The sequence below is a fragment of the Pseudomonas sp. G5(2012) genome (assembly GCF_000408945.1).
Lineage (GTDB): Bacteria > Pseudomonadota > Gammaproteobacteria > Pseudomonadales > Pseudomonadaceae > Aquipseudomonas > Aquipseudomonas umsongensis.
In genome coordinates this window covers 29,423-53,289 of the sequence record NZ_APIO01000108.1, presented here as the reverse complement: position 1 = coordinate 53,289, position 23,867 = coordinate 29,423, and the positions used below count along the sequence as shown (strand labels likewise).

Sequence of the window (23,867 nt, the reverse complement as noted above, 5' to 3'; positions counted from 1 at the left end):
CCACGTTCTCGTGACAACGCGGTGGTCTTGTCCACCATCATCCCGCAGATCGGATCTTTTGCCATTTTTCCTGATGCCAGCGCCTGTTGGTGCTGCATGTGTGATTGGTTCATCACGGCCTCCTGATTCGAAGCGCCTATCAAGGCCTGCCATGGAGCTTGGCGGACAACCACGCAAACAAGGTGCCGACCATCGCTCCCCATACACTCAAGACCAGCAGCGGCCCGACGAAAGTCGCCACACCGTAGTCTTGCGGAGCTTGCAAGCGACCGAAGTCGAGTCCATGGAACAAGGCGTTGAGAAAGGCGATTCCCTGCACCGGCCATAGCGCATAGAGCAGCGCACAGATGCTGTAGGAAATGGCCATGGTCAGGGCCAAGGAAATGCCGGTTTTCCAGGGGGCGTTCATGGCTGTTTTCCTGAGTTCGGAGGGGCGCCAGTAGGGGAGGGACTGCGGCGGGCTGACCAAGGCAGGAATGCCTGTGTCCGTTCACGGTAAGTGCGGTAGGCATCGCCGAATCGTGCAAGCATCTCCTGTTCTTCCCGCTTCGCCAGCTTGATGTAGACCAGTAGGAGAATTGGGAACATTACCAAGGTGATCAACGTGGGCCATTGCAACAAAAAGCCAAACATGATCAGCACGAAACCGACGTACTGCGGGTGACGGATCCGCGCATAGGGCCCGTCGACCGCTAGCTGCCCAGTACCTTGGGCCTCGTAGAGCACACGCCAGGCGGCTGCCAATAACCAGAAGCCGCCAGCGATCAGCAGGTTGCTGAAAATGTGGAATGGCCCCCAATGCGGATTGACCTTCCAGCCCATCAGTGTTTCGAGCAGATGCCCAGCGTCGTGCGAGAGGAAGTCGATGCCAGGGAAGTTACGAGCGAGCCAGGGCATCAACAGGTAGATAGTCAGCGGGAAACCGTACATTTCGGTAAACAGTGCCACCAGGAACGCCGAGAACATGCCAAAGGAGCGCCAATCGCGGCGCGTCTTGGGCCGGGTGAAGCTGAAGGCGAACAAGATAAACACTAATGAGTTGATAATGACCAGCGACCAGAGACCGTAGGCCGATTCAGTATGGCTCATGGTTGGTACTCCTCACTTGCCTGGTGTGTTTACCGTTCGTGCCTTTGCTGATGATCACCTTGGTCGTGGGGCATAAACAGTTGCACAAGTGGGCAGGCTGCTAGTTACAAGCAGGGTAAGGCGCTCTGTACCTGAGTTGTTAGCTCAATTGGCTGCAAGGAACTGTAAAGCGCCCATGGCCCAGAACATTCCGCGGCTCTACCGCACATTTACTTTTTCATTGGCATTTCCATCATGGACGACTGTTGGTCCATCATCTGCATCATCATGTCCATCATCCCTTTGCCTGCGCCGTCCTTCGCACCAGACATGCCCATGCAACCCATTGCACTGTGTTCCTTGCTCATCATGGACATGCTGTCCTTCATCGCTTTCATGCCTTCTTGCAAGGCGGCCTGGCGCTCAGCTGGCGTTTCAGCCGCTGCCGCTTTGTCATGTGCAGCCTGCATTTTTTGCATTTGCTCGGTCATGGCATTGTTCACGGCCGTCGATGCCGGAGCAGTGCTCACGGTTGAGTCGGCCGGGTGATGGGCATCCTCGGCAGAGACCATGAATGCACTGCTAGCCAGGACGGCAGCCAGAACCCATTTAGAATGCACTTGCATGATGAACTCCTGAGATTGTGAGGGATAAGCAGAATGGCCTGGTCGCGAAAAAGCGCTGCAGCAGGGCAGAGCAACCTGTGCTCTGCCACTCTGAGGCAGGGGGGCTAATCGTTGAAACGGACGAATGTCAGCCGTACCGGGCTTTTTGGTGGCGCGGGACGTTTTAGTACAAGGGTGGCCAGAGAGGATTTTTGCTCAGGATCAAGCACCAATATCAGGACTGCCGCTGTTAGCAGTAACAGGGCGGCCCAGTGGACAGGATCCGCTGCTGGCGTCTGCAATGCAGGTTTTATCGCCGTGGCAGTGTCTTTACAGTTTTGAAGGCAACCATTGGCGTGGAGCGCATGACCATCCACCACATACTGCTCGATAGTGTGTGGGGTGGCCAAATTGTGAATCGGCTGTACCAGACACCCCTGGATTGCCATCACGGCCACAGCCAGCACCCATACCGCGAGGGTAAGGTGCAATAGGCTGCGGCGGTGACGATGGAACCAGTACATGAAGTACAACCTCGACTTATTACGTCGTGTTGATTTTCAGTCTAGCTGGCAAAGCAATGGAGAGTTTGATCAAAATCAAACTCAGGTCACTTGTGAAGGCTCCCCAACAACGCCAACACGGGGATGGGCGCAATGCCCAGATGTATGACCCGACGCCTGATTTACTCACCTCAAACTCTTCAAATAAGCAATAAGATCCTGACGACTCTGCCTGTCGGCCTGCCCCGCAAACATCATCACATTGCCCGGCACCAGGCTGGCAGGACTGGTCAGCCACTTGTCCAGATTGGCGTCGTCCCACTTCAGGCTGGCGCCTTGCAGGGCGGCGGAATAGGTAAAGGCTGGAGCCTGGGCACTGGTGCGATCGAATACGCCGTGCAGGCTCGGCCCCATCAGGTTCTTGCCCGCTTCGGGGCTGTGGCAGAAGCCGCACTGAGTCTTGAACAGGGCTTGGCCCTGAGCGACGTCGCCTTGGGCCAGTGTCAGAGGGGCGGCCAGCACCAGCGCGGCGGCCACCAGAAATTGTGTGTAGGTCATTGTGTTCCCTGTCGATAAAAAGCCCCGACAGGACAGTCCTGGCGGAGCCTCAAGCGCAATCAGAATGAGTTGGCGAGGTCGATGCCCGACTTGCCCGGTGCCAGGATGTTGTTCGGGTCCAGCGCCCGCTTGATGGCATGTTCAAGCTTGCGTTTGACCGGGCCGTAGCTCTGCGCCACCCGCTCCTGGAAAGCGGTGTTGACGCGGTAGACGGCGTAGCCTTCCTTCTCGAACACATCCAGCAACTCGGCGAAGCAGGCGTTCGCGCGCTGTGTCTCTTCAGGGTTGGTGCGGTCATATAAAACGTCGATGACGTGGTGCATGTCGCGCCAGCCGACGATGAACTCGCCGACGTAGTCCAGGCCGTGTTTGTTGAGGGTCTTCTTGGCCAGGGCCTGTTGTTTGTCGCACTCGCTGCCCCGGGCCTGGCTCACCGGTGCGAACCACATCGAGCCGCCGCCACCACGCCAGTTGTACAGGCCGAATTCCTGCAGGTTAGGCACGCCTGACATCAACTGAGCGCGGTACTTGAACGGCTGGGTATCACCCGCTTCTTCCTGGGTGACGATCCGGCCTTTGCCCAGTTGCTTGAGGGCGCCGGTGACGATGCTCCAGTTGACGTCGACCTGCTCCTTGGTGCCATACAGTGCGGCGTAGACGTTCCAGGCGCCGAGGTTCTTGTCTTTCTGGATTTGCTTGAGGATCGCGTCGGGGGTCGCGCCCGGCTCGCTGGTGTAGTCGGAACGGCGGGTGTTGCAGGTGGATGCTTCCCAGAGTACGCCAGCGATCACTACCGAATTGGGAATGACTTGGGCAATGCGCAGCGGGCGGATGAATTCGACGATCTCGGCGATGTCCGATTCGTTCTCGAACTTGATCTCGAACGGTTTGAAGACCGGAGGTTTTGGCATCAGCCAGAAGCCCATCTTCGTGCAGATACCGTAGTTGGCCTGGGTGAACATGCCATCCAGGGTCGGGCCATAGCCCCACTTGAATACCTGCCAGGCATTGTCGCCTTTTACGCCGCCCATGCCGGTGCGGTACACATCGCCGTTGGCCAGCACAACCTCCATGCCGCACTGCATCAGGAAGTGTTCGCCGTAGGGTGTGTAACCCACGCCGCGATCCATGGTGTTGCCCAAGGGGCCGGCGATGGCCGACGGCGCGGAGAACGACAGCATCAAAGGCAGGTTGTGTTCCTGGATGTAGTCGTAGAGCTGCTGATAGGTCACGCCCGGCTCGACCAGGGCGGTACACAGTTCAGGGTCGACGTGGAGGATTTTGTTCATCTTCTTCAGGTCGAGAATGATCTGTCCGCGCTGGCCTGGTGCTGCCGAGCCGTAACCGAAGTTGCGACCGGTGGAGATGGTCCACACCGGGATCTTGTGTTCGTTGCAGATCTTCACCACGCCCTGCACCTGTTCGACGGTGGTGGCGGTGACGGCGGCAGATGGCGTGTGCTCGGCATTGTCCACGGCCATCATGATCTTGGCGTAGGGGATCAGTTGATCGTCTTTGACCAGGACGTTGTCATCGCCCAGCAGTTTGCGGAACTTGGCGATGGCTTGCTCGAAGTTTGCGCTGTCGACGCCGCGCGGGAGCAGGGTCTTGTTGTTTTGCTCAGTCATTTGATTAGCTCCTTCAAGCCTCGATCGAAAACGAAACGAAATTGCCGGTAAGCGGCACGGGTCGGCGGGCAATCAGTGGTGCCTGCCGGTCGCTGGTGGTGCCAAGGGCTGCAAGGGTGTAGCCCAGCGTGGCGGCCCATTGGTCTGAGCTGTCTCTGTTGCGGGCGGTGGCAGACGCTTGCAACGGCGCTTGCAGGCTGTGCATACGCTGTTCGGTCAGGCTGAAGCCGCTGCCACAGGCGTTCAGGCTCAGGCCCAGTTGGGGGGCGCAGCCGCTGGCGGCTTCGGCGCTGAGCAGACGGTGCTGTGAAGCGTGGGGCGTGGCGCGGTGCTGGCCGAGCCACTGCACGCGCGCGCCAGCGCTGCGTGCCAAGTCGACGATCAATGCGGCGCTGGCATCGTCGACCAGGCCGATGATGCGTTGCGGCTGGCCGCTGCGCAGGCGTTTTTCAAAACCCAGGATGAAGTCCAGGCTGAGGTCGGTACGCTGTACCTTGACCTGCTTGCCCCCCCGGCTGGCGTTGACGCCCTGGAGGAAGACCGACTCGGCCACCTCATTGTTGACCAGGACCAGGGTCGGCAAGACAGGCTGGGCTTGAGCGCCCAGAACACTACCGGCCATGCTCAGGCAGGAGCTGGTCACGGCTATGCCGGCCAGGCTGCTCAATGCCAAGCCCTTCAGTACCGTGCGACGTTCGACGTTCATGGCAGGCTCCTCAAGGCTTGGCCGCCGGGGCAGGCGTTTTGGAAATGTACTCGGCGACCTGTTGCAGCGAGTTATCGTCGATGAACGAGGCAGGGAAGGCCGGCATGGCACGAAATCCATTGCGCACAATTGCAGTGATGTACTGCGCTGGCAGCTGGCGGCCGGTGATTTGCGGGCCGACCTGTTTTTCGTGGCAGTGGCCGCACACCTTGGCATAGACGTTTTCCCCGCCTTTCCAGACGCCGTCGCCATCGGCGGCGGCGTTCCCAGCCAGCACGATCAAGGGCAGGGCAAGGCAGGCAGACAGGGTCCGTTTCACAGCTGAGCTGTTGAGGAGTGAAGACATTTCGTACTCCATTTTCTTATTGGCAGGTGGGTTCATGGGAGGCGTCATGCAGCTCAGAACGGATACGCCCTTGGCGCATGTTGCAAGGTGATCCAGTGGTCAGTGGTGAACTCGTCGATCGCCCAATCGCCGTTGAAGCGACCGAGCCCGGAGTTCTTCTCACCGCCGAACGGCGCGTTGGGTTCGTCATTGACCGGGATGTCGTTGACGTGGGTCATACCGGCGTGGATGCGTCGGGCGAACTGCACGCCGCGCTCCAGGCTGGAGGTGAATACGGCGCTGGAGAGTCCGTATTCGCTGCTGTTGGCCAGTTCCAGGGCATGCTCGGCGTCACGGGCAGACTGAATGCCGACCAGAGGGCCAAAAATTTCTTCATGGGCGATGTCCATGTCGGCGGTGACGTTGCCGAACACGTGCGGTGGCAGGACGTTGCCGTGGGCTTCACCGCCAACCAGCAGCGTGGCGCCTTCGGCTTGGGCCGTGGCGATCTTCTCTTGCAGGCCCGCCAGTTGCTTGCTGTTGATCACCGGGCCTATCACCGTTTCAGCTTTGTTCGGGTCGCCGTAGGGCAGCGCCTTGACTCGCTCGACGAATCGCCGGGTGAAGGTTTCCAGCAGCGGCTGTTCGACGATGATGCGGTTGATCGCCATGCAGATTTGCCCCTGGTGGAGGAATTTGCCCACCACGGCGGCACTGATGGCCTGTTCGACGTCGGCATCGGCCAGGACCACGAACGGACTGTTTCCACCCAGTTCCAGGGCAACGTGCTTCAGATGCTCACCGCCGCTGGCGATGCGGCCGATGTTGCGGCCGACCTGGGTCGATCCGGTGAAGGAGATGAACGCCGGGACCGGGTGCTCGACGAAGGCATCGCCGATTTCCGCGCCGGAACCGACGACGACACTGAGCACGCCAGATGGCAAGCCGGCTTCCTCGAAGATGCGCGCCAGCAACAGGCCGCCGGTGACGGGGGTGTCACTGGCCGGCTTGACCACTACGGCGTTGCCCAGCGCCAGGGCCGGTGCGAGGGAGCGTGCGGTCAGGTGCAAGGGGAAATTCCACGGGCTGATAACACCGATCACGCCCAGGGGGGTGCGGTAGACGCGGCTTTCCTTGCCAGGGATGTTGGAGGCAAGAATGCGCCCATGCACGCGGCTGGGCAGGCTGGCTGACTCCAGGGTGATGGCGCGCGCGGCGCCCCATTCGATCTGCGCCTTGATGCGCGTACTGCCAGACTCGCGGATGATCCAATCGATGATTTCTTCACGACGCTCGTCGAAGATTTTCACCGCGTTGAGCAGCACCTGGCCCCGTTCGGCCGGCCCTTTGGTGGCCCAATCGAGCTGGGTGACGCGCGCCTTGCGGTAGGCGGCATCGAGGTCTTCGCGATTGGCCTGGGTGATCTGCAGCAAGCGTGTCTGAGTGAAAGGGTCGAACACGTCCAACGTTCGACCGGCGCTGCCGGCGCGCCATTGTCCGGCGAGTGGCTGCAATTCAAGGTTCTGGTAGGCAGGGCGAACGAAAGGGGTAGTGGTCATGACGAGGTCACCTCTTTTTTTATTTATGTGCAGAGGTGCCTGTTAACATTTATCGTGCCATGTCTGTTTAATAGGTATATTTCCTTAATAAACAATAAGTTAAGTTGTACTGTGGTCGCGCTGAATCCTGCCTGTGGCGCGGACTGGAAGGCAGTTGTGCGCAAATTTATGCAGAGAAAATCGCACGCTGTTGAAAGCTCGACACCAGGTGAGCGTCATCAGAAACTGTGCGGTTATCGAGCAGGCGGACGACAAGGAGCCGTGGAGTCGATCGCAAGCGGATTGACCCCGCTGGAGGGCTGGGCATACTCACAGGTTACCTACCTGCCTCTTGTTGACTGCCCATGACTCGTACTACGCACACCAAGACTGGTCGCTCTGCCGGTGAGGATTTTCTCAAACAGATGCTTGGCCGGCAGAAGCGCCTGATCGTCGACCGCGCCAGCCAGTTCGGCAGTAGCGGCCTGCCAACGGCTGAGCAGTTGGCGGAAACGGTGGCCTTCGCTCCTCAAGATGGCAGCGTGTGGTTGTGTGGCCAGCGCATGATGCTGCTGCAAGGCTCGGCGTTCGGGGCCATCCGCCGCGAGCTGATCGAGGCGCTGGGGTTCGACAAGGCGCGTGGCCTGCTTACGCGGATCGGCTGGCAAGCCGGCGCGCGTGACGCTGCCCAGGTCAGCGAGCAATGGCCGGAGGGTGATGACACCAGCCTGTACAGCGCCGGACCACGGCTGCACATGCTCGAAGGCATGGTCAATGTCGAGGTGGTGCGTTTCGAAATCGACTCTGGCATTGGACACTTCTATTCCGAGTTCCTTTGGCACAACTCACTCGAAGACGACGAGCACATTGCAGCCTATGGCCTGGGCGGCGAACCGGCCTGCTGGATGGAGATCGGTTATGCCAGCGGGTACGCCTCGTCGTTGCTCGGCCGGCTGGTCGTCTTTCGCGAGCAGGAGTGCCGCTCGATGGGTCACCCGGCCTGCCGTATCGTTGGCAAACCGGCCGATCAGTGGGACGACATCGATGCCGACCTGGCCTATCTGGACCCGAGCGACTTCCTCAGTCGCAGCACCTACGCCTCGGGGACCGAGACCACCATTGCCGAGCTGGAGGAGCCGGCCGATGGCAAACCGCTGGTGGGCATTTCGGCGGCGTTCGTGGTTGCCACTCAATTGCTGCAAAGGGTCGCACCGACTCAGGCGACGGTGTTGTTGACCGGGGAATCAGGGGTCGGCAAAGAGTTGTTCGCCCGCTCGCTGTACCAATCCAGTTCGAGGCAGCACAAGCCGCTGGTGGCGCTCAACTGCGCGACCTTGCCGGAAAACCTGGTGGAGGCCGAACTGTTCGGGGTCGAGCGTGGTGCCTTTACCGGTGCTGAGCGTTCGCGTCCCGGTCGTTTCGAACGGGCCCATGGCGGGACGCTGTTCCTCGACGAAATAGCGACGTTGAGCTTCAGTGCGCAGAGCAAGATTTTGCGTGCCTTGCAGGAAGGTGAAATCGAGCGCGTCGGTGGCACGGCGCCGATCCGGGTGGATGTACGGGTCATCGCCGCGACTAACCTGGATCTGCGTCGCGAGGTTGAGGCGGGACGTTTTCGTGAAGACTTGTTTTACCGACTGAATGTGTTCCCTATTCATCTGCCACCGTTGCGCGAGCGCCGCGAAGATATCCCGCTGCTGATGAGCTACTTCCTGCGTCATTTCAGCCAGCGTCACGGACGTCGGCTGGCGGGCTTCAGCACCAGACTGGTCAACGCACTGCTGACTTATCGGTTTCCCGGCAATATTCGTGAACTGCAGAACCTGATCGAGCGTGGCGTGATATCCGCCGGTGATGGCGAGGTCATTGATATCGTGCATCTGGCCGAGATTGGCGCGCCGTTGATGGCAATGGCCATCGGCCTGACGCCAGAGGGGCGCTTGTCGGCTGGCGAGCGCCGTGATGAGGGGGCCGGCAAGGCAGGGTCACCCATCGAAGAGGGCGGTACCACAGACGCACTTCGCGAGCCGGTATTGGAAGGCCTGCAGGCCTTCGTTTCCGGGAGCCAACGGGTGCTCAATACACCCCTGGCAGAAATCGAATTGCACCTGGTGCGCCTGGCCATGGAACGCTCCGGTGGCAACATCACGGCGGCGGCGCAGATGCTTGGCATGAGTCGCGCCCAGGTCAGCTATCGCCTCAAGGGAAGCTAGCGCCGGGTTGAACCCAATGCCCCGAGGCTCGATGCTCACGGGGCATTTTTGTTGGCGACAGGGCTCAGAGCGGGACAGTGAACTTCAGCCAATAGGCCTGGCCATCGGTACGGTTGCGAACACCGGATTCATCTTGCCATTTGGCGCTGAGGAACCAGCCGTCCCGGCTGGCGTATTGCACCGCCGGGCCGATGGAGAAGGAGCTGCCACGGTTGCCATCGGCGGCATCGACCTGGGCTGCGGCGGCGCAGTTGGAAGCGCTGCACTGGTCATCGCTCACCTGCTTGTAAGCGTGGCCACCGACGCCGAGGACCCAGCCATTGCCCAAACCCCAGCCAAGGGTATAGTCGGCGTGCAGTTCGCGGCCGGACTGATAGTGGGTGTCCTGATTTTCGAAGTTGTAATCGTACATCAGGCGTACATCGGCGTTGAAACCCTTGGGGTCCATGTAGGTCATGGCATACACCGCTTGTGCGGTGTAATAGTTGGTGCCGAGGTTAATCAGGTCGTTCTTGTCATATTCGCTGGCGGTGGGCAGAACGAAGTCGATACCCACTGCGGTGTGGAACTTGTCACTGTGGTGGAACCCGACCACCGGGCCGAGGTGAGCGTCGCCGATGCCGCGCTTGTGGTCGTGCGGGCCGTTCTTGATGTTCAGCCGCATGTCATTGAGCGGTAGCAAAGCGTGGAAACCCAGGCTGCCACCCAAGACCTGCTGTTCGGTGACCCAGATGAACCGAGGCACAATGGTGGTGACGCGCAGGTCGATGTCGGCCACCTTGTCGCCCGCGTTGTCGCGAAGGGTATCGGCCAGGTAGTCGCCGACGAAAACCTGACCGTAGGTGCCAGGCGGCGGCAGGATACCCATGCCGTAGATTTCAATGCCCAATGGCCAGGACGACACACCGCCTTCGGTAGCCTGGGCCAGTGAGGCGCTGCCGGCCAACAACAGGGCTGCGCTGAGCGAAAGGGGCGTGCAGCGGGGGAGTCTGTGATGCATGGGAGGACAACCTTATTGTTATGAGTGGTGGACCGCAGTTGTTGCCTGCGCAAGGTTGTCCTACTCAACTATTGTGCCAGCTTGGATTTTATTGTTATTCCTTTTAAATCAATAAGATGGATTATCCCTGCTAATGGTTGCAGCGACCTGTGACGCTTCTTGTTAAGAAAATTCGACTGAGTGCGCAAAGTTCGTGACGGTTCACGCGCCGCTTTGCTCGACGCCGTGGCGGAAGGCATTCGGTGTCTGGCCAGCGAGACGGCGAAAGAAGCGTGAAAAATAGGTCGGGTCACTGAAGCCCAGGCTGTCGGACAACTGGTTGATGCTCATGTTGGTGTAAGTCAGATTACGCTTGGCTTCCAGCAGCAGGCGCTGGTGAATGATCTGCAGCGCGGTTTGCCCGGCCAGTTCGCGGCACAGGGTGTTCAGGTGCACGCTGGAGAGACCGATGCGCTGGGCGAACACCTCCACCGACAGATGCTCGCGGTAGTGCTGCTCTACCAACTTGATGAAGCGGCTGAGCAAGTGCTGGTCGCGTTCGCCACGATTGCTTGGCGGCGTGCTGAGTTGACTGTGGCGGCTGGTCCAGACCATCAGCACACTGACCAATGAGTGCATCAGCACGTCGCGCGCCGGTGCGCTGCTTTCGTATTCCTCCAGCAGGGCGGCAAACAGAGTGTTGATATAGCGACGATCGCGCCCAACCGGGTAGCACCCGCAAGACGCCAGGACGGTCAACGGCGCGCCCAATTGCGACTCCAGTTTGGCCACCAGTGGCGCGCCGAGGGTGAGCACATAACCCTCGATTTTTTCCGAGAACTGAAAACCATGCACGGTCAGCGGCGGAATGACCTGGATGGCCGCTTCCAACACGTCACTACGCTTGCCCTCGATCTCGACCACTGCCTGGCCGCGTTGCACATAGAGCAACTGGAACAGGTCGGCATGACGGTGCGGCTTGATCTCCCAATGGTGCAGGCTGCTGCGTTTGGGTATGGATTCACAGTGCAGCAAGTCCGGGGTGGACCACGCCTTGTTTTCACCATACAGCTTGAACACCGGGATGTTATTGACACTTTTTTTCATCGTGTTCGGCACCCTTGAGGACGGAAACGTACAGTGTGTGTGGTCGTTCGATAATCGAACCAAATTTGTAAAAGTGCAATTTTACCCTGAAAAATCACCTTTTATTGCAAGTTTCATCAGTAAAAATGCAGGAGGTAAATAAAACAAAATAATCCGGCCGCCATCTGCAAACGGTTGGAAATCGCATATCAGAGATTAAAATAATGAAAACTCAGGTTGCTATTATCGGCGCTGGTCCTTCCGGACTCCTGCTCGGCCAATTACTGCATAACGCCGGCATCGACAACGTCATCGTCGAACGCCAGACACCGGACTACGTCCTCAGCCGAATTCGTGCCGGGGTGCTGGAGCAAGGCACCGTCGACCTGCTGCGCGAAGCAGGTGTATCCGAACGCATGGATGCCGAAGGCCTGGTCCACGAGGGCGTCGAGTTGCTGGTGGCCGGCAAGCGTATTCATGTCGATCTCAAGACACTGACCGGTGGCAAGACTGTCATGGTCTATGGGCAGACCGAAGTCACGCGCGATCTGATGGAGGCCCGCAGCGCCCTGGGTGCCCCGATCATCTATTCGGTCGAAAACGTGCAGCCCCACGACATGAAGGGCGACAGCCCCTACGTCACCTACGAGAAAGATGGCCAAACCCACCGAATCGACTGCGATTACATCGCCGGGTGCGACGGCTTCCACGGGGTCGCCCGCAAGAGCATTCCTGACGAAGTGCTTACCCACTACGAGCGCGTATATCCTTTCGGCTGGCTGGGACTGCTATCCGACACGCCACCGGTCAACCACGAGTTGATCTACGCCCACCACGACCGGGGTTTCGTGTTGTGCAGTCAACGCTCGCTGACCCGCAGCCGTTACTACCTGCAAGTGCCGCTAACCGACAAGGTCGAAGAATGGTCCGATGAGCGTTTCTGGGGTGAACTCAAGGCACGTCTGCCACACGAGGTGGCGGACAAGCTGGTGACCGGCCCTTCGCTGGAGAAGAGCATCGCGCCGCTGCGCAGCTACGTGGTCGAGCCGATGCAGTACGGCAAGTTGTTCCTGCTCGGCGACGCTGCCCACATCGTGCCGCCAACCGGTGCCAAGGGCTTGAACCTGGCCGCCTCGGACGTGTGCTACCTGTATCGCATCCTGGTCAAGGTGTATCGGGAGGGGCGTACCGACCTGCTGGAAAAATACTCCGAAGTGGCACTGCGCCGTGTCTGGAAGGGCGAGCGTTTCAGCTGGTTCATGACCAACCTGTTGCACGACTTCGGCGAGCACAAGGACGCGTGGGACCAGAAGATGCAGCAGGCCGACCGCGAGTATTTCTTCAACTCCCACGCAGGGTTGGTCAACATTGCCGAAAACTACGTGGGGCTGCCCTACGAAGCTATCGAGTAGAACGCCTGCAATACCTGCGCTGCGCAGCTAGTCGTCACGCGCAGACGATAACGGCCTGTGGGCTGACTGCGGATACTGAACCTCTACAACAACAATAAAAATGTGTAGAGGTGTCCATGAATCCTATGCACGCGGCTGTGCCGCGGTCCGCTTACTCTGCTGCAAAAAACCTGAAGGCCATGGGGCTGATCGGCGTGATGATGCCGTTGGCTGCGCAAGCTGACTTTGTCGAAGACAGCCAGATGAACCTGGGATTGCGCAACTTTTATGTCGACCGCGACTTCAAGGGCGACAACCCGAGAACCTCGCGCGATGGCAGTTGGAGCCAGGGCTTTGACCTGCGCTTTACCTCCGGTTACACCCAGGGGCCGCTGGCGTTCGGTCTCGATGCGGCCGCGCAATACGCCTATCGCCTTGACGGTGGCGGCGGTCGTGGCCCGGACAGTGTCTTGCCCTATAGCCAAAGCAGCCGGGAGCAGGCCAAGGATTACGGCCGGGCGGCACTGACCGGCAAAGTTCGCTTCTCGAAGACCGAGCTGAAAGTCGGTGAACATCGGCCGACGTTGCCGGTGGCCTTCCAGGACGACTCACGGCAGTTGGTGACGTCCTTCCATGGCGTACTGGTCAAGTCCAACGAGATAGACAACCTGACCCTGACTGGCGGGCGATTCACCGAGATCAGCAGCCGTGAATCCTCCAACAGGGAAAAGATGTACCTGTTCACCAAACCTGGCGGGCCGCGCTACACCAGCGACGGACTGGACTTTGCCGGTGCCACCTACGCCTTCGGTCCCAACCTTTCGGCCAGCTACTTTTACGGGCAGTTGGAGGACATTTACCGGCAGCATTACCTGGGCCTGACGCTCAACTCGGACCTGGGTGGCGGCTATCGCCTGAAGACCGATTTGCGCTACTTCAACAACAAGGAAGCGGGTCAGGCCCTGTACGGCGAAATCGACAACCACTCCTATGGCGCCATGATTACCTTGAGGAAGGGTGGGCACGGTGTTGGCGTGGGTTATCAACGCATGTTGGGTGACAGCACGTTCCCGACCCTGAATGGCTTCGCTCCGCAGCCTTATCTGGTGAACTGGTCGGCCGTGGCCTTCATCAAACCCAACGAGAGTTCCTGGCAGGCGCGATACGACTATGATTTCGCGGCCATGGGCGTGCCCGGCTTGACCTTGACCACCCGTTACCTGCGCGGCACGGGCATCGATCGCGGTGGGGACCTCAGCGACAGCGCTGAAAGCGAGCGGGATCTGTTTCTGGCGTATGTGATCCAGGGTGGGCCCTTGAAGAATGTGGGCATGGAATGGCGGAACATCAACGCCCAGTTCAAGCATGGCAATGACTATGATGAAAACCGAGTGATGACCACCTATACCTGGAAATTCTGGTAGGTCATGGTGACGGTCGCTCTGCCTGGAGCGACCTGGCCGCCATGACTACGTATGGACGCAATCGACGAAAAACCTCAAGCCGGCCTGGCCAGTGTTTGCGATGGCAACTCACCAAAGGCCTGCTTGTAGGCCGCGGTGAAGTGGCTGGGTTGCGCAAAACCCCAGTGAAACGCCAGCGCCGATAACTGCAGGTCTCCAGGTTGGTGGCTCAGTAGTATTTTGCGTATCGCCTGTAGCCGGCAACTCTGGATATAGCGTTGCGGGCTGGTGCCCAGGCCATTGCGAAACGCCTGTTCCAGGCTGCGTCGGCTGGTACCGCTGATGGCTACCAGCTGCATGATGTCCAGCGGCTGGTCGAGATGGGCATGAATAAAATCGACCACCCGTTTCACGGTGCCCGGCAACAGGCGACGTTGTGGCTCCGTATGCAAGCTGGGGATCAGTTGCAGCAGGTTCTCGCAAAACAGGTGCTGCACATGAGACTGGCTGGTTGGGTTGGCCAGCAACCCCGAGGTGTTGCCGGTTTCGCTGTCCACCAGGCGCAGCAAGCTGCCAAGGCTCTGCAGGGCACGATGGTTGCTATCGAACAACAGTGTCCGGGTCGGGAGCCGCAGCTCGTGGGTCTGATGGTGGCGCTCCAGGTGATCGAGCAGTAATGCAGCATCCAGGGCAATGACGATCGCCTTGGCCCCCTCATGCCAGATGACATCCACCTCATGCCCAGGGCTGAATACCAGAAGCTCTCCGCCATTGGCTTGCAGGCCGTCGGGACGACTGCTGATGGTACCTTGCAAGGGTAAAATCCCATGCCAGCTGTTCAAGGGGCTAGAGCTCACGCGGACTTCACCGCCCCATTGCGCCCCGAACAACTTCATCTGCGGCAAGGACTGCAAGGTGAAAGCAATGTCCAGGGTTCCTCGTCTTCCGAGGCTGATCCGACGTTCTTCAAGATGGTTGTTGAGCAGCGCCTCGGCATCTTCGATATTGCGCGAGCGCAGTAACGGCTCCGCTGCAAACGGAATGTTCCTGGCAGGGCAAGCCTCGCTCCTTGAAGGAGGCGGGCCGCTGATAGAGGGTGTATTCATCAGCGTAACCTTTATTCTTGTTTGTCCGGGTTGCCCCGTCTGGTTAATGAGTGCTGTATCAACGGTGTCGTTGTTGCGGTACATGGACAACAGGCTCGACAGCGGGTGTCCCGTGCCCCCGCCAAGGCAGGGATGATGAACGATGGCTGACCGGTTCCCCAGCTGTCGGGGCAAATAACGACGCGGCTGGATAAGCGCTTGCGCAACCGCGTTAGCGGCCGGCGTCGGGCTCTCGGCATACTGGTGGCTCAGCCAATAATAACAACTGAGGAACCGCGCGTATGAGCTGGATGACCCATCTGACGCTTGCCCTGATGGTTGCCGTTTGCAGCCCCGCAGCCATGGCCGCAGACGAGCGCCCGAACTTCCTGATAATTGTCGCCGATGACCTGGGTTACAGCGACCTGGGCAGTTTCGGCGGTGAAATCAGCACCCCGAGCCTCGACTCGCTTGCCCGGGACGGTGTGCGCCTGGGCAACTTCCATACGGCCCCCACCTGTTCGCCGACTCGGGCGATGATGCTCTCCGGTGCCGACAGCCACGTGGCTGGCCTGGGCAACATGGGCGAGCTGCTTCAGCCGTTCCAGCAAGGCAGGCCTGGTTACGAAGGTTACTTGAACGAACGCATGGTCACGGTCGGACAAGTGCTTCAGGACGCGGGCTACAACACTTATACCACCGGTAAGTGGCACCTGGGTCGCACCGAAGAAACCAGCCCGAAGGCACGTGGTTTTGACCGCTCCTTCATACTGGTACAAGGCGGCGCCAGTCATTTCGATGACCAGCACGCCATCATCGCGAAAGACCCGAAAGCGATTTATCGCGAAGACGGCAAACAGGTGGAAGTGCCGAAGGGGTTCTATTCCAGTGAGTTCTACACCAATCGGCTGATTGACTACATCGAAGCCGACAAAGCCAGCAACAAGCCGTTCATGGCCGTCTTGTCGTATACCGCCCCGCATTGGCCGCTGCATGCTCCGGATGACTGGCTGGATAAATACAAGGGCCGATACGACGCAGGCTATGAACCGATCCGCCAGGCACGCCTGGAGCGCCAGAAACAGCTGGGTATCGTCGCAGCGGATACGACGCCCAACACACCCATGGCCAAGGGTCTTCCAAACTGGAGCCAGTTGAGCGATGAGCAGCGAAAGCGTGAGGCGCGCAACATGGAGATCTATGCGGCGATGGTGTCCAACATGGACTATCACATCGGTCGACTGCTCCAGTACCTGGAGAAAACCGGCAAGCTGGATAACACCTTCATTGTGTTTATCTCCGACAACGGTGCCGACGGCAACAGCCCGCTTGACCTGCCAGGCAACAAGGAGTGGTTCGCCAGCGAGTTCGATAACAGCCTGAAGAATCTCGGTCACAAAGGCTCGTATGCCGACTATGGTGCTCAGTGGGCCCAGGTCAGTTCCACTCCGTACCCACTGTTCAAGGGCTTCACCAACGAGGGCGGAATTCGTGCGCCGGCGATCATCAGCGCGAAAATGCTGAAAAAGGCCCACCTGCAAGGCACCGTCAATAAAGACATGGTCCATGTGATGGACCTGATGCCGACCTTGCTGGACCTCGCCGGCGTACCGGCACTGGGCAAAACATTCCACGGCCGTCCGGTGCAAACCATCAGTGGCAAGAGCATGCGCCCGTTGCTGGAAGGGCAAGCGATGGCCGAACGTCAGATTGGCTGGGAATTGTTCGGCCGCAAGGCGCTGCGCAAGGGCGATTGGAAAATCACCCTGGTCAACCCACCCTACGGCACCGCCAACTGGCAGCTGTACAACCTCAAGGCCGACCCTACCGAAAGCCGCGACCTGTCCCAGGCCGAGCCGGCAAAAATGAAGGAAATGTTGGTCGCGTGGGACCAGTACGCGAAGGAAAACAACGTGCTCGATGGCAAGTTCGACCTCAAGTATGGGTTCGAGACGTGCCTCTATGAATATTGTTTCAAGTAAGCGGGTGCCCTGAAACCCGCTATGTGAGCGGCGACAACGTGAAACTGAACAATGGCAATACCGGCAAGTAGTGGGAGCGCAATGGCGAAATCAAATAGGAGAAAATCAAAAGCCAGAGCGAGGCGGCCTGACAGTCGACCTGATTGCAGGTCTGTCCGGGATCTGATCGTTCCCACGCTCGGCGTGGGAATGCCGCCGGGGACGATCCGCGTTCCGCTGACGACGCATGACATGAGCCATGCGCAACGGTGACGCGGAGCGTCACAGGATGCGTTCCCACGCAAAGCGTGGGAACGATCATCTCACCGCAGAAGAAAAAGCTCGACACTGGGTCGGGCTTTCCAATCACGTGGCCAAATCCCTTTGGCTGACTGCAGTGTGCTTGCCAAGTGTTACGAAGGCGTGACGGGAGTGTGCCCATCACGTGAAGCCCGGCATTCTCTCAATGGAGCGTCTTTCGACTCTCTCCAATCCTGATCCGGTCAAGCGCCCGGTTTAAGGCGTCCAGGGCATTGAGAAGGGCTTTTGCCTCAGCTTCCCGGCCATCTCCCCATAGTCGTTCAGCCATTTTGTTCAGGGCCTGGATAGATCGTTCAATGTCCGCAGCGGATGCTGGAGGGGTGTTTGTCTGCTGCTTCTTTGACATGCTCAACATTTCTGAAGTGATGGAGTAACAGTGCGCAATCAACCTGACAAATACAAGTGAGCAATGGTTGGCGATCATCGAACGCGCCGTTACAAGCGCCGCTGCAGTTACAGTACCCTATGCGCAGTTCAGCCAATGCAGGAAATGTAGATGAGCGATGAGATTGATATTCCAGAACCCGAGCACGACCATCTGCTCGATCATGAATTCCACGATGAAGAAGCATGGGTTGAACAAGACGCTCAAGGCATTCTTGACGATGAAGAAGATGAAGACGAAGAGGATGATGACCTTGATTATCTAGATCAGATAGATCAAGAAGACGACTGATCATGGCAGGTAAATACGAGAAAAAAGAAAGCCCGCACTGAGCGGGCAACTGGAATGAACCTGACAGATTCAGGCACCTGATTCAGGGTCACTCGCGGGTAAGCCGCGAGCCTCCTGGTCATTTTCGTCCTGAGCGCTTGTGCCTTCTTGCGGATGCTCGCTCGACACCGAGTTATTGGCCGCCACATCTGTCATATCGTCATCGACAGGCGCTTCATCGTTCGGTGGCAGCGGCACCTGCGGCTGATCTTTGCGGGGATCGTGGCCGGTTTCGTTGTCCGTTGTTCGCGTTACGTCCTGCTGTGACATGTTGCCAACTGCATTTTCGTCAATGTCCATGCTGGCTCTCCGTTCTGAGGCGCGGGATGTCCGTGCTTTTACATGAGAGACAGCGGCGCATCGTGAGTGCCGGGCTTTGGACGAACGGCGCGTCAGGTCTGGTCGAAACCGGGTTCCGGATCGATTGGCGGGATGCACTGCAAGGTGGTGAGATCCAGCAGTGTGAAATAACCGTCCAGCCAGCCCGCGGTGTCGACGTGGTACACATTGCCCAGCACCGCAGGCTGCCTGAGTGGCGTATGGCCAACCACCAGGGCGCGAAGTCCATGGACGCCGCGGGTATCGCCCGCCTGAATCCGGGTTCGTGACCACATGCAGCGCAGCAGTACGGCTCGCAGTTGCTTGTCACTTTCAGGCGATTGCAGTTCGGCGCGAAGTTGGTCCCATGAGGACACTGGGCAATCGGCGTGAATAATCCCGACCAATCCGCCAGGCGTCTCTATCTCGATAGCAATCGGTAGTTCGGCGAACTGCAGCGCGAACGCTTGCTGCTCAGGTGGCGATAAACCGGTGAACCATGAGCCGCCATTGCAGATCCAGCTAAAGACGTCACACGTATCGAAGTGAACCACGAAGTCGTCATGGTTGCCGCGCACGGGGTGAAACCATGGCTTGGCCAGCCAGTCCAGTGCGTCCCGGCATTCAGGTCCACGATCAATCAGGTCTCCGACGCTGAACAGGCGGTCGACAACAGGATCGAAACCAGCCGCATCCAGCGCGGCTTGCAATCGGCTGAAGTGCCCGTGAATGTCACCTGCCGCGAAATCCCGACCCGCAGTGTTTGCAGCAAAGCGCTGGATGCGCGGCACCTCGATGGTTGTGGTCATGGGGTACTCCGGTACGGCAGGACGTGTTGCTTTGTTGCTGGTCGATCACCGCTTAAGCATGCGCCAGGGTTGTGGGCCGTGTCACAACCGTTTGTTTAAAATTTGGCATGGCTTCGCCGCGAAGCGTATACATTCCAGGGGTACTTCCTTTCTGAGAGAACGGATATGTTCAGATATCGCTCGTTTGTTGCCGCTATTGCCTGTGTTGCATTGGTTTGTGCCTCGACGCTGGCATTGGCCGATCCTGGGAATGGCAAGGGGCAAGGAAACGCAAAGGGCAATTCGCAAGACAGCCAGGAGCATGGCAACCAGGGCAACCAGGGCAACAAGGGAAAGCATTCAGGCGGCGGTGATTGGGATAATGGCCCAAGCATCAATCGGGGAAGCGTTCTTGGCATTGTGGACGGGTATCGGGACTACTGGGCCCCTGGACCTGCGTTACCACCCGGCATTCAAAAGAACCTCGCCCGCGGTAAACCGCTTCCGCCGGGGATTGCCAAGAAGCTCGATGGCCGGCTGATCGGCAGGCTGCCGCATTATGACGGGTATGAATGGCAGCAGGCGGGCACCGACTTGATACTGGTGGCGATCGCTACCGGTCTGATCTATGAAGTGCTCAACGGCGCTTTCGATTGATTCTTGCTGGCGACTCCGTCCGTCGCGGGACTTGAACTGTCATGGGGTTTACGCGTCATAAAGTACGCGTAATCAACCCTCACGGAAGCAATCATGCTTTTAAAAAACAAGAGTCTCGTTGCTGTAATGTCATGCGCCCTGATGCTTGCAGCCGCCCCGTTACTCCCTGCTGACCTGTCCATCATGAACGCCGCCTATGCGAAAGAAGGTGGTGGTGGTGGTGGTGGTGGTGGTGGTGGCCACGGCGGCGGAAATGGTGGCGGAAACGGCGGTGGCCATGGCGGTGGTAATGGCGGCGGTAACGGTGCCGGCCACAGTGGTTCGGGTCATTCCGGCAGTAACGGCCACGGCAAGGGGTTGAGCAGTGATCATGCTGGCAAGGCCGTTCGCGACCATGGCGTCAGTGGCAATCACTACGGCAGTGATCGTAATAGTGACAATGGCCACGGCACCACGACTTCAGGCATCGCACACTCCAAAGATACGCGCGGCTTGGACAAGGCCAGGGCCATTTCGGAATCGACGCCGGGCGATCACAACTCGAAGGGACTGAGTAAAGCCGGCGCGCCAAAAAAATCCCACTGAGCAGAAACTGCCAGGCAAGCGACTTTCTAGCGGCCAGGCTTCTACAAAAAAATCCCGGAGACGTCTGTTTCCGGGATTTTTTTGTACTGCAGGTCGGTAAGCGTTTTACCCAGCGCTCTCGAGGATCAGCAATAACAATAATCAGCTAGTCTTCAACTTGGTGTTGCAGGCGCTTTCCGTGTGGAGAGGAGACTGCTTTCCATCGCAGGAGCACAGCGTATGTCCAGAATTTTCTTTTTGATGTTCGCCGGCATGGTCATGTGCGTCAGCCAGGCTATGGCGGACCCCCTGAAGATCGGCGTCATCGGTTCCGGTAACGTTGGCGGTACGCTGGGTACGCTCTGGGTAAAGGCCGGGCACTCGGTTATGTTTTCCTCGCGCCACCCCGAGGAGCTGACGGATCTGGTCAATAGCGCTGGCCCAAACGCTCAGGCGGGCTCGGTGAGCGATGCCGCCACATGGGGCGATGTGATCGTGTTGAGTGTTCCCTATGGCGCGATGCCAGAGCTGTCCGAAAAGGTCCAGGGCAAGCTGGACGGCAAGGTAGTGTTGAGCACCAGCAACCCGTTCGGCGGCCGTGACGCAGAGGTCGGGCGCAAGGCGCTGGAGATGGGTGTCGCCTCGGCGGACCAGCAATATCTGCCCGGAATACACCTGGTGCGTGCGTTCAACGCCATAGGCTATGCATCGATGAAAGACCAGTCGGGCAAAGACAAGGCGATTGCAGTATTCGCCGACGACGCCCAGGCCCGGGACATGGGTGCCCGGTTGGTGCGCGACGCCGGTTTTTTACCGGTTATTTTCCCGCTGGCGCGAGCCAATGAAGGGTTGCCGGGCGGCCCGCTCAGCGGCCTTTGGAACGAAGCCGAACTCAAGCGCAAAGTCGGTCTTTAGGAGAAATCCACCATGGCTTCCGCAAATCTGTTGGCCATTGCCTGGAGTGTGTTGTCTTGCACGGCAGCGTTCGGTCAAGGGGCGGCCGACACCGATCACCCACCGGCAATATTGCCATTGGAATCCGAGACGACGCCAAGGCTCATTGCCTATCCGCCGCTCGCCGAGCCGCTCGCCCGCGGGGTCGTCATCATCCAGTATCGAACAGAGCACGCCAGGATCATGCCAGTATTCGGTAAGGCGGCCGCCGATGTATCCCCACGACTGGGCCACCTTCACGTGACTGTCGACGACTGGAAAGGTACATGGGCGCACACCAGTGAAGATCCGATCATCCTGGTCGGACTGACCCCCGGCGCCCACAAGGTTCTGCTTGAAGTAGCCGACCCGACGCACAGGATCCTCACCCATACGACAGTGAGTTTCACTGTTCCGCCGAAGGGGCCATCCGTCGCCCCTCACACTGGCGCAGGTCCCGCGGTAAAACCGTAACTGTTGAGTGGTTAGTCGCGTACGTTCTGGTACAGCATCAACCGTGAGGTTTCGTGCATGGCGCGGGTCAACCGTGACAGTCGCTTGAACTCCTCGGGGTTTTGCTCGGCCACGTTGTCCAGCGGCGTCGGTGAGGCCAGGTCATGCAGGGTTGGCGAGCTGCCGTCGTGTTCCATCTGCACCATGTAGTGTTGCGTCACGCCGGCAATCAGCGGGAAGGTGCCTTCACGCAACACCAATGGCACCACACGTTCGCCTTCGGGCGCGGGCTGCTGGATATCGCGGCCCATGCCGCTGTTGCGAAACTCCAGGCCGGCCATGCCTGCCACGGTTGGCAGCAGGTCCACCAGGCCGACAGCTTCCTCGACCTTGCGTGTTCCGATCAGGCCTGGCGCGTGGATGATCATCGGCACCGCGTTGCTCTCCAGGCCCAGTTGCTCGTAGGCCGGGGCCAGGAAGGGGATCTGGGCGATACGGGTGTTGTGATCGCCAAACAGCACGAAAATGGTGTTTTCGTACCAGCCGCCGGCCTTGGCGATTTCCATCAGGCGTCCGATGTTGAAGTCCAGCAGGCGTACGGCGTTGTATTGCTCGACGCTGCGCGAGCCGGCGGCCTGGACTTGCTCCAGGGTAGGGTGCTTGACCTCGAAGCCGTCATTGCTCTTTGGAATGGTGAATGGGCGGTGGTTGCCCGCCGTTTGCACATAGGCGAAGAACGGTTTGTCCTTGGGCAACGCTTGCAGGATCTGGTCGGTTTCCTTGAACAGGTCCAGGTCCGAAATGCCCCACACATCCACCACCGGGGATTTCCAGTCGCGCTCGTCGAACAGGCGAACGCCGTCGATGCTTTGCCGGATCAGGGCATTCATGTTGGCCCAGCCGGAGTTGCCGCCAATGGTGTAGATCTTGTCGTAGCCGGTGAAGGCATTGACCAGCGTGTTTTGCCGGGTGATAAGTGGATTACGCGTCGCGGTTTCCTGTCGAGTGACGTCAGGTACCCCGGTAATGCTGGCCCAGACAGTTTTGGCCGTTCCCGTGACCGGCACATAGAAGTGCTTGAAGAACCAGCTCTGCGTGGCCAGGCGATCGATGTTGGGCGTTGGATTGATCGGGTTGCCATAGGCTCCGACGGCACTGGTGCCCAGCGACTCGAGCATGACGAACATCACGTTAGGTGGTCGCGAGCCATTGATTTTGTAAGGTTGTGGCGTCTGGTGGCGGACGAAGTCGAGGGCCTGCGGATCAGGTTTGTCGACGCCCAGATAGTGAGCCATGACCGCGTAATGTTCGCGCACCTGTGCCTCGTCATAGCGTGACTGGCCGACCTTGACGGTGTCGTAGAAAAAAATCACCGGGTTCAGGCCCAGTGCGGCGACCTGGTTGTTGCCCGAGAAGAACGCATCGCTCCAGCGCAGCGGCACGGGGTTCTCGATGTTCAGGTGTTCGACACGGCCCAGGATACCCAGCAGCACCAGCACCACCATCACTGCACCGCCCCATGTCGCGCAGAGCGGGTGAATGGTTTTGCGTGGACGGTCCAGCGTGACGCGCTCCAGACGCACCAGGGCCAGTGTCGCGATTGCGATGGTTGCCAACCAACCCAGTGAGATCCAGATGACCGGGTAGGTTTGCCAGACCATGTCACGGGATATTTGCGCATCCTCGATGAAGCGCAGCACTGTGGCGTTGATCCTCACGCCGAGGTAGGCGTAGTGGCCAAAATCGATGATGTAGATCAGCAGCGCGACGCTGAGGGCGGCTACCAGGTACAGGCGGGCGATGCCGCGCAGGAGGCGGCTGCCGACAAGGTTCCAGCGCGGGATCCAGGCCAGCAATACCAGCGGCAGCATGATCAGGATGGCCAGGCGCAAGTCGAAACGAAAGCCGATGCCCAGAGTTGTCAGCACATGTTCGTCGCCCAGGGCTTTGGCGTCGAAACCGGAAAAGCCGAAAAAGAACACCACCCGCAGTAGTGCGAACAGCACGAAGGCGATCGCTGTTGCACCCAGCCAGTAATGCAGACGTCTCGATTTCAGCCAGCCCATGCC

26 protein-coding genes and 1 pseudogene are annotated in these 23,867 nt (G+C 59.1%); 10 read left to right on the top strand and 17 right to left on the bottom strand.

The window, feature by feature from the left end; all coding sequences use genetic code 11:
* Positions 1 to 139: 139 nt before the first annotated feature.
* The 5 genes and pseudogenes from PG5_RS26950 to PG5_RS26935 all read right to left on the bottom strand — a co-directional run bounded on the left by PG5_RS26950 (position 140) and on the right by PG5_RS26935 (position 2,197).
* The gene (locus tag PG5_RS26950) at positions 140 to 409 is read right to left on the bottom strand and encodes a DUF5676 family membrane protein (RefSeq protein ID WP_020800242.1); all 270 of its coding nucleotides are present in this window, start codon (positions 407 to 409) and stop codon (positions 140 to 142) included.
* Positions 406 to 1,089, bottom strand: a complete 684-nt coding sequence (locus tag PG5_RS26945) for an isoprenylcysteine carboxylmethyltransferase family protein (RefSeq protein ID WP_020800241.1) — start codon at positions 1,087 to 1,089, stop codon at positions 406 to 408. Before PG5_RS26945 ends, PG5_RS26950 begins: the two co-directional genes overlap by 4 nt.
* Before the next feature lie 29 nt (positions 1,090 to 1,118).
* A pseudogene (locus PG5_RS35475) lies at positions 1,119 to 1,187 on the bottom strand (DUF2933 domain-containing protein); the annotation flags it as partial.
* Between the two features lie 111 nt (positions 1,188 to 1,298).
* Positions 1,299 to 1,694, bottom strand: a complete 396-nt coding sequence (locus PG5_RS26940) for a hypothetical protein (protein WP_020800240.1) — start codon at positions 1,692 to 1,694, stop codon at positions 1,299 to 1,301.
* A gap of 104 nt (positions 1,695 to 1,798) precedes the next feature.
* Positions 1,799 to 2,197 (bottom strand): hypothetical protein, encoded by a 399-nt coding sequence (locus PG5_RS26935; RefSeq protein WP_020800239.1) that lies wholly within the window; start codon positions 2,195 to 2,197, stop codon positions 1,799 to 1,801.
* Here PG5_RS26935 and PG5_RS34345 point away from each other — a divergent pair.
* Positions 2,196 to 2,345, top strand: coding sequence for a hypothetical protein (locus PG5_RS34345; RefSeq protein ID WP_155943752.1), 150 nt, complete (start codon positions 2,196 to 2,198; stop codon positions 2,343 to 2,345). The genes PG5_RS26935 and PG5_RS34345 overlap by 2 nt on opposite strands.
* Before the next feature lie 17 nt (positions 2,346 to 2,362).
* On the opposite strand, the gene PG5_RS26930 is transcribed toward PG5_RS34345, so the two are convergent.
* From PG5_RS26930 to pchA, 5 genes are read right to left on the bottom strand one after another with little or no spacing between them, the layout of a single operon-like run.
* Positions 2,363 to 2,734 (bottom strand): cytochrome c family protein, encoded by a 372-nt coding sequence (locus PG5_RS26930; RefSeq protein ID WP_020800238.1) that lies wholly within the window; start codon positions 2,732 to 2,734, stop codon positions 2,363 to 2,365.
* 59 nt (positions 2,735 to 2,793) lie between these two features.
* A complete protein-coding gene (locus tag PG5_RS26925; RefSeq protein WP_020800237.1) occupies positions 2,794 to 4,362 on the bottom strand; it encodes an FAD-binding oxidoreductase in 1,569 nt (522 codons plus the stop codon).
* Between the two features lie 13 nt (positions 4,363 to 4,375).
* The gene (locus tag PG5_RS26920) at positions 4,376 to 5,068 is read right to left on the bottom strand and encodes a hypothetical protein (protein ID WP_020800236.1); all 693 of its coding nucleotides are present in this window, start codon (positions 5,066 to 5,068) and stop codon (positions 4,376 to 4,378) included.
* A gap of 10 nt (positions 5,069 to 5,078) precedes the next feature.
* Entirely contained in the window at positions 5,079 to 5,414 is a 336-nt protein-coding gene (locus PG5_RS26915) for a cytochrome c (RefSeq protein ID WP_020800235.1), read from the bottom strand.
* A gap of 53 nt (positions 5,415 to 5,467) precedes the next feature.
* Entirely contained in the window at positions 5,468 to 6,952 is a 1,485-nt protein-coding gene (gene pchA, locus PG5_RS26910) for a 4-hydroxybenzaldehyde dehydrogenase (protein WP_020800234.1), read from the bottom strand.
* Between the two features lie 344 nt (positions 6,953 to 7,296).
* Here pchA and PG5_RS26905 point away from each other — a divergent pair, with 344 nt between their 5' ends.
* Positions 7,297 to 9,144: a sigma-54-dependent Fis family transcriptional regulator gene (locus tag PG5_RS26905; protein ID WP_033044442.1), complete on the top strand. Its 1,848-nt coding sequence runs from the start codon at positions 7,297 to 7,299 to the stop codon at positions 9,142 to 9,144.
* 64 nt (positions 9,145 to 9,208) lie between these two features.
* On the opposite strand, the gene PG5_RS26900 is transcribed toward PG5_RS26905, so the two are convergent.
* On the bottom strand, positions 9,209 to 10,144 hold the full coding sequence (locus tag PG5_RS26900; protein WP_033044443.1) for a transporter: 936 nt from the start codon (positions 10,142 to 10,144) through the stop codon (positions 9,209 to 9,211).
* Positions 10,145 to 10,345: 201 nt separating this feature from the next.
* Complete coding sequence (locus PG5_RS26895) at positions 10,346 to 11,230, bottom strand: helix-turn-helix domain-containing protein (protein ID WP_020800230.1); 885 nt, start codon at positions 11,228 to 11,230, stop codon at positions 10,346 to 10,348.
* A gap of 203 nt (positions 11,231 to 11,433) precedes the next feature.
* Here PG5_RS26895 and pobA point away from each other — a divergent pair, with 203 nt between their 5' ends.
* Both pobA and PG5_RS26885 read left to right on the top strand, forming a co-directional pair.
* The gene (gene pobA, locus PG5_RS26890; RefSeq protein ID WP_020800229.1) at positions 11,434 to 12,621 is read left to right on the top strand and encodes a 4-hydroxybenzoate 3-monooxygenase; all 1,188 of its coding nucleotides are present in this window, start codon (positions 11,434 to 11,436) and stop codon (positions 12,619 to 12,621) included.
* Between the two features lie 125 nt (positions 12,622 to 12,746).
* Entirely contained in the window at positions 12,747 to 14,024 is a 1,278-nt protein-coding gene (locus tag PG5_RS26885) for an OprD family porin (protein WP_020800228.1), read from the top strand.
* A 74-nt stretch (positions 14,025 to 14,098) separates the two neighbouring features.
* On the opposite strand, the gene PG5_RS26880 is transcribed toward PG5_RS26885, so the two are convergent.
* A complete protein-coding gene (locus tag PG5_RS26880) occupies positions 14,099 to 15,109 on the bottom strand; it encodes an AraC family transcriptional regulator (RefSeq protein ID WP_042955780.1) in 1,011 nt (336 codons plus the stop codon).
* Between the two features lie 281 nt (positions 15,110 to 15,390).
* Between PG5_RS26880 and PG5_RS26875 the strand changes: the two genes are divergently transcribed.
* Positions 15,391 to 17,070 carry an arylsulfatase gene (locus PG5_RS26875; protein WP_020800226.1) on the top strand — a complete coding sequence of 560 codons (1,680 nt, stop codon included), beginning with the start codon at positions 15,391 to 15,393 and terminating at the stop codon, positions 17,068 to 17,070.
* 442 nt (positions 17,071 to 17,512) lie between these two features.
* Here PG5_RS26875 and PG5_RS26870 read toward each other — a convergent pair whose 3' ends face one another.
* Positions 17,513 to 17,716 (bottom strand): hypothetical protein, encoded by a 204-nt coding sequence (locus tag PG5_RS26870; RefSeq protein WP_042955784.1) that lies wholly within the window; start codon positions 17,714 to 17,716, stop codon positions 17,513 to 17,515.
* 150 nt (positions 17,717 to 17,866) lie between these two features.
* Here PG5_RS26870 and PG5_RS26865 point away from each other — a divergent pair, with 150 nt between their 5' ends.
* Positions 17,867 to 18,046 (top strand): hypothetical protein, encoded by a 180-nt coding sequence (locus tag PG5_RS26865; RefSeq protein WP_020800225.1) that lies wholly within the window; start codon positions 17,867 to 17,869, stop codon positions 18,044 to 18,046.
* 69 nt (positions 18,047 to 18,115) lie between these two features.
* Here the strand turns inward: PG5_RS26865 and PG5_RS26860 are convergent, their stop codons facing one another.
* Both PG5_RS26860 and PG5_RS26855 read right to left on the bottom strand, forming a co-directional pair.
* Entirely contained in the window at positions 18,116 to 18,385 is a 270-nt protein-coding gene (locus PG5_RS26860; protein WP_020800224.1) for a hypothetical protein, read from the bottom strand.
* A gap of 92 nt (positions 18,386 to 18,477) precedes the next feature.
* Positions 18,478 to 19,212 (bottom strand): metallophosphoesterase, encoded by a 735-nt coding sequence (locus tag PG5_RS26855; RefSeq protein WP_020800223.1) that lies wholly within the window; start codon positions 19,210 to 19,212, stop codon positions 18,478 to 18,480.
* Between the two features lie 165 nt (positions 19,213 to 19,377).
* Here PG5_RS26855 and PG5_RS26850 point away from each other — a divergent pair, with 165 nt between their 5' ends.
* From PG5_RS26850 to PG5_RS26835, 4 genes are all read left to right on the top strand, one after another.
* On the top strand, positions 19,378 to 19,848 hold the full coding sequence (locus PG5_RS26850) for an anti-virulence regulator CigR family protein (protein ID WP_020800222.1): 471 nt from the start codon (positions 19,378 to 19,380) through the stop codon (positions 19,846 to 19,848).
* 93 nt (positions 19,849 to 19,941) lie between these two features.
* Positions 19,942 to 20,433, top strand: a complete 492-nt coding sequence (locus tag PG5_RS34500) for a hypothetical protein (RefSeq protein WP_042955779.1) — start codon at positions 19,942 to 19,944, stop codon at positions 20,431 to 20,433.
* A 219-nt stretch (positions 20,434 to 20,652) separates the two neighbouring features.
* A complete protein-coding gene (locus tag PG5_RS26840) occupies positions 20,653 to 21,327 on the top strand; it encodes an NADPH-dependent F420 reductase (RefSeq protein WP_020800219.1) in 675 nt (224 codons plus the stop codon).
* A gap of 12 nt (positions 21,328 to 21,339) precedes the next feature.
* Positions 21,340 to 21,819: a DUF6130 family protein gene (locus tag PG5_RS26835; protein ID WP_033039422.1), complete on the top strand. Its 480-nt coding sequence runs from the start codon at positions 21,340 to 21,342 to the stop codon at positions 21,817 to 21,819.
* An 11-nt stretch (positions 21,820 to 21,830) separates the two neighbouring features.
* On the opposite strand, the gene PG5_RS26830 is transcribed toward PG5_RS26835, so the two are convergent.
* A complete protein-coding gene (locus PG5_RS26830; protein ID WP_020800218.1) occupies positions 21,831 to 23,864 on the bottom strand; it encodes an LTA synthase family protein in 2,034 nt (677 codons plus the stop codon).
* Positions 23,865 to 23,867: the final 3 nt, after the last annotated feature.

What these genes read in the sequence shown, in the direction of transcription:
- PG5_RS26950 (WP_020800242.1), bottom strand. Translation starts at nt 409, where the DNA reads ATGAACGCCCCCTGGAAAACCGGCATTTCCTTGGCCCTGACCATGGCC.
- PG5_RS26945 (WP_020800241.1), bottom strand. Translation starts at nt 1,089, where the DNA reads ATGAGCCATACTGAATCGGCCTACGGTCTCTGGTCGCTGGTCATTATC.
- PG5_RS26940 (WP_020800240.1), bottom strand. Translation starts at nt 1,694, where the DNA reads ATGCAAGTGCATTCTAAATGGGTTCTGGCTGCCGTCCTGGCTAGCAGT.
- PG5_RS34345 (WP_155943752.1), top strand. Translation starts at nt 2,196, where the DNA reads ATGAAGTACAACCTCGACTTATTACGTCGTGTTGATTTTCAGTCTAGC.
- PG5_RS26935 (WP_020800239.1), bottom strand. Translation starts at nt 2,197, where the DNA reads ATGTACTGGTTCCATCGTCACCGCCGCAGCCTATTGCACCTTACCCTC.
- PG5_RS26930 (WP_020800238.1), bottom strand. Translation starts at nt 2,734, where the DNA reads ATGACCTACACACAATTTCTGGTGGCCGCCGCGCTGGTGCTGGCCGCC.
- PG5_RS26925 (WP_020800237.1), bottom strand. Translation starts at nt 4,362, where the DNA reads ATGACTGAGCAAAACAACAAGACCCTGCTCCCGCGCGGCGTCGACAGC.
- PG5_RS26920 (WP_020800236.1), bottom strand. Translation starts at nt 5,068, where the DNA reads ATGAACGTCGAACGTCGCACGGTACTGAAGGGCTTGGCATTGAGCAGC.
- PG5_RS26915 (WP_020800235.1), bottom strand. Translation starts at nt 5,414, where the DNA reads ATGTCTTCACTCCTCAACAGCTCAGCTGTGAAACGGACCCTGTCTGCC.
- pchA (WP_020800234.1), bottom strand. Translation starts at nt 6,952, where the DNA reads ATGACCACTACCCCTTTCGTTCGCCCTGCCTACCAGAACCTTGAATTG.
- PG5_RS26905 (WP_033044442.1), top strand. Translation starts at nt 7,297, where the DNA reads ATGACTCGTACTACGCACACCAAGACTGGTCGCTCTGCCGGTGAGGAT.
- PG5_RS26900 (WP_033044443.1), bottom strand. Translation starts at nt 10,144, where the DNA reads ATGCATCACAGACTCCCCCGCTGCACGCCCCTTTCGCTCAGCGCAGCC.
- PG5_RS26895 (WP_020800230.1), bottom strand. Translation starts at nt 11,230, where the DNA reads ATGAAAAAAAGTGTCAATAACATCCCGGTGTTCAAGCTGTATGGTGAA.
- pobA (WP_020800229.1), top strand. Translation starts at nt 11,434, where the DNA reads ATGAAAACTCAGGTTGCTATTATCGGCGCTGGTCCTTCCGGACTCCTG.
- PG5_RS26885 (WP_020800228.1), top strand. Translation starts at nt 12,747, where the DNA reads ATGCACGCGGCTGTGCCGCGGTCCGCTTACTCTGCTGCAAAAAACCTG.
- PG5_RS26880 (WP_042955780.1), bottom strand. Translation starts at nt 15,109, where the DNA reads ATGAATACACCCTCTATCAGCGGCCCGCCTCCTTCAAGGAGCGAGGCT.
- PG5_RS26875 (WP_020800226.1), top strand. Translation starts at nt 15,391, where the DNA reads ATGAGCTGGATGACCCATCTGACGCTTGCCCTGATGGTTGCCGTTTGC.
- PG5_RS26870 (WP_042955784.1), bottom strand. Translation starts at nt 17,716, where the DNA reads ATGTCAAAGAAGCAGCAGACAAACACCCCTCCAGCATCCGCTGCGGAC.
- PG5_RS26865 (WP_020800225.1), top strand. Translation starts at nt 17,867, where the DNA reads ATGAGCGATGAGATTGATATTCCAGAACCCGAGCACGACCATCTGCTC.
- PG5_RS26860 (WP_020800224.1), bottom strand. Translation starts at nt 18,385, where the DNA reads ATGGACATTGACGAAAATGCAGTTGGCAACATGTCACAGCAGGACGTA.
- PG5_RS26855 (WP_020800223.1), bottom strand. Translation starts at nt 19,212, where the DNA reads ATGACCACAACCATCGAGGTGCCGCGCATCCAGCGCTTTGCTGCAAAC.
- PG5_RS26850 (WP_020800222.1), top strand. Translation starts at nt 19,378, where the DNA reads ATGTTCAGATATCGCTCGTTTGTTGCCGCTATTGCCTGTGTTGCATTG.
- PG5_RS34500 (WP_042955779.1), top strand. Translation starts at nt 19,942, where the DNA reads ATGCTTTTAAAAAACAAGAGTCTCGTTGCTGTAATGTCATGCGCCCTG.
- PG5_RS26840 (WP_020800219.1), top strand. Translation starts at nt 20,653, where the DNA reads ATGTCCAGAATTTTCTTTTTGATGTTCGCCGGCATGGTCATGTGCGTC.
- PG5_RS26835 (WP_033039422.1), top strand. Translation starts at nt 21,340, where the DNA reads ATGGCTTCCGCAAATCTGTTGGCCATTGCCTGGAGTGTGTTGTCTTGC.
- PG5_RS26830 (WP_020800218.1), bottom strand. Translation starts at nt 23,864, where the DNA reads ATGGGCTGGCTGAAATCGAGACGTCTGCATTACTGGCTGGGTGCAACA.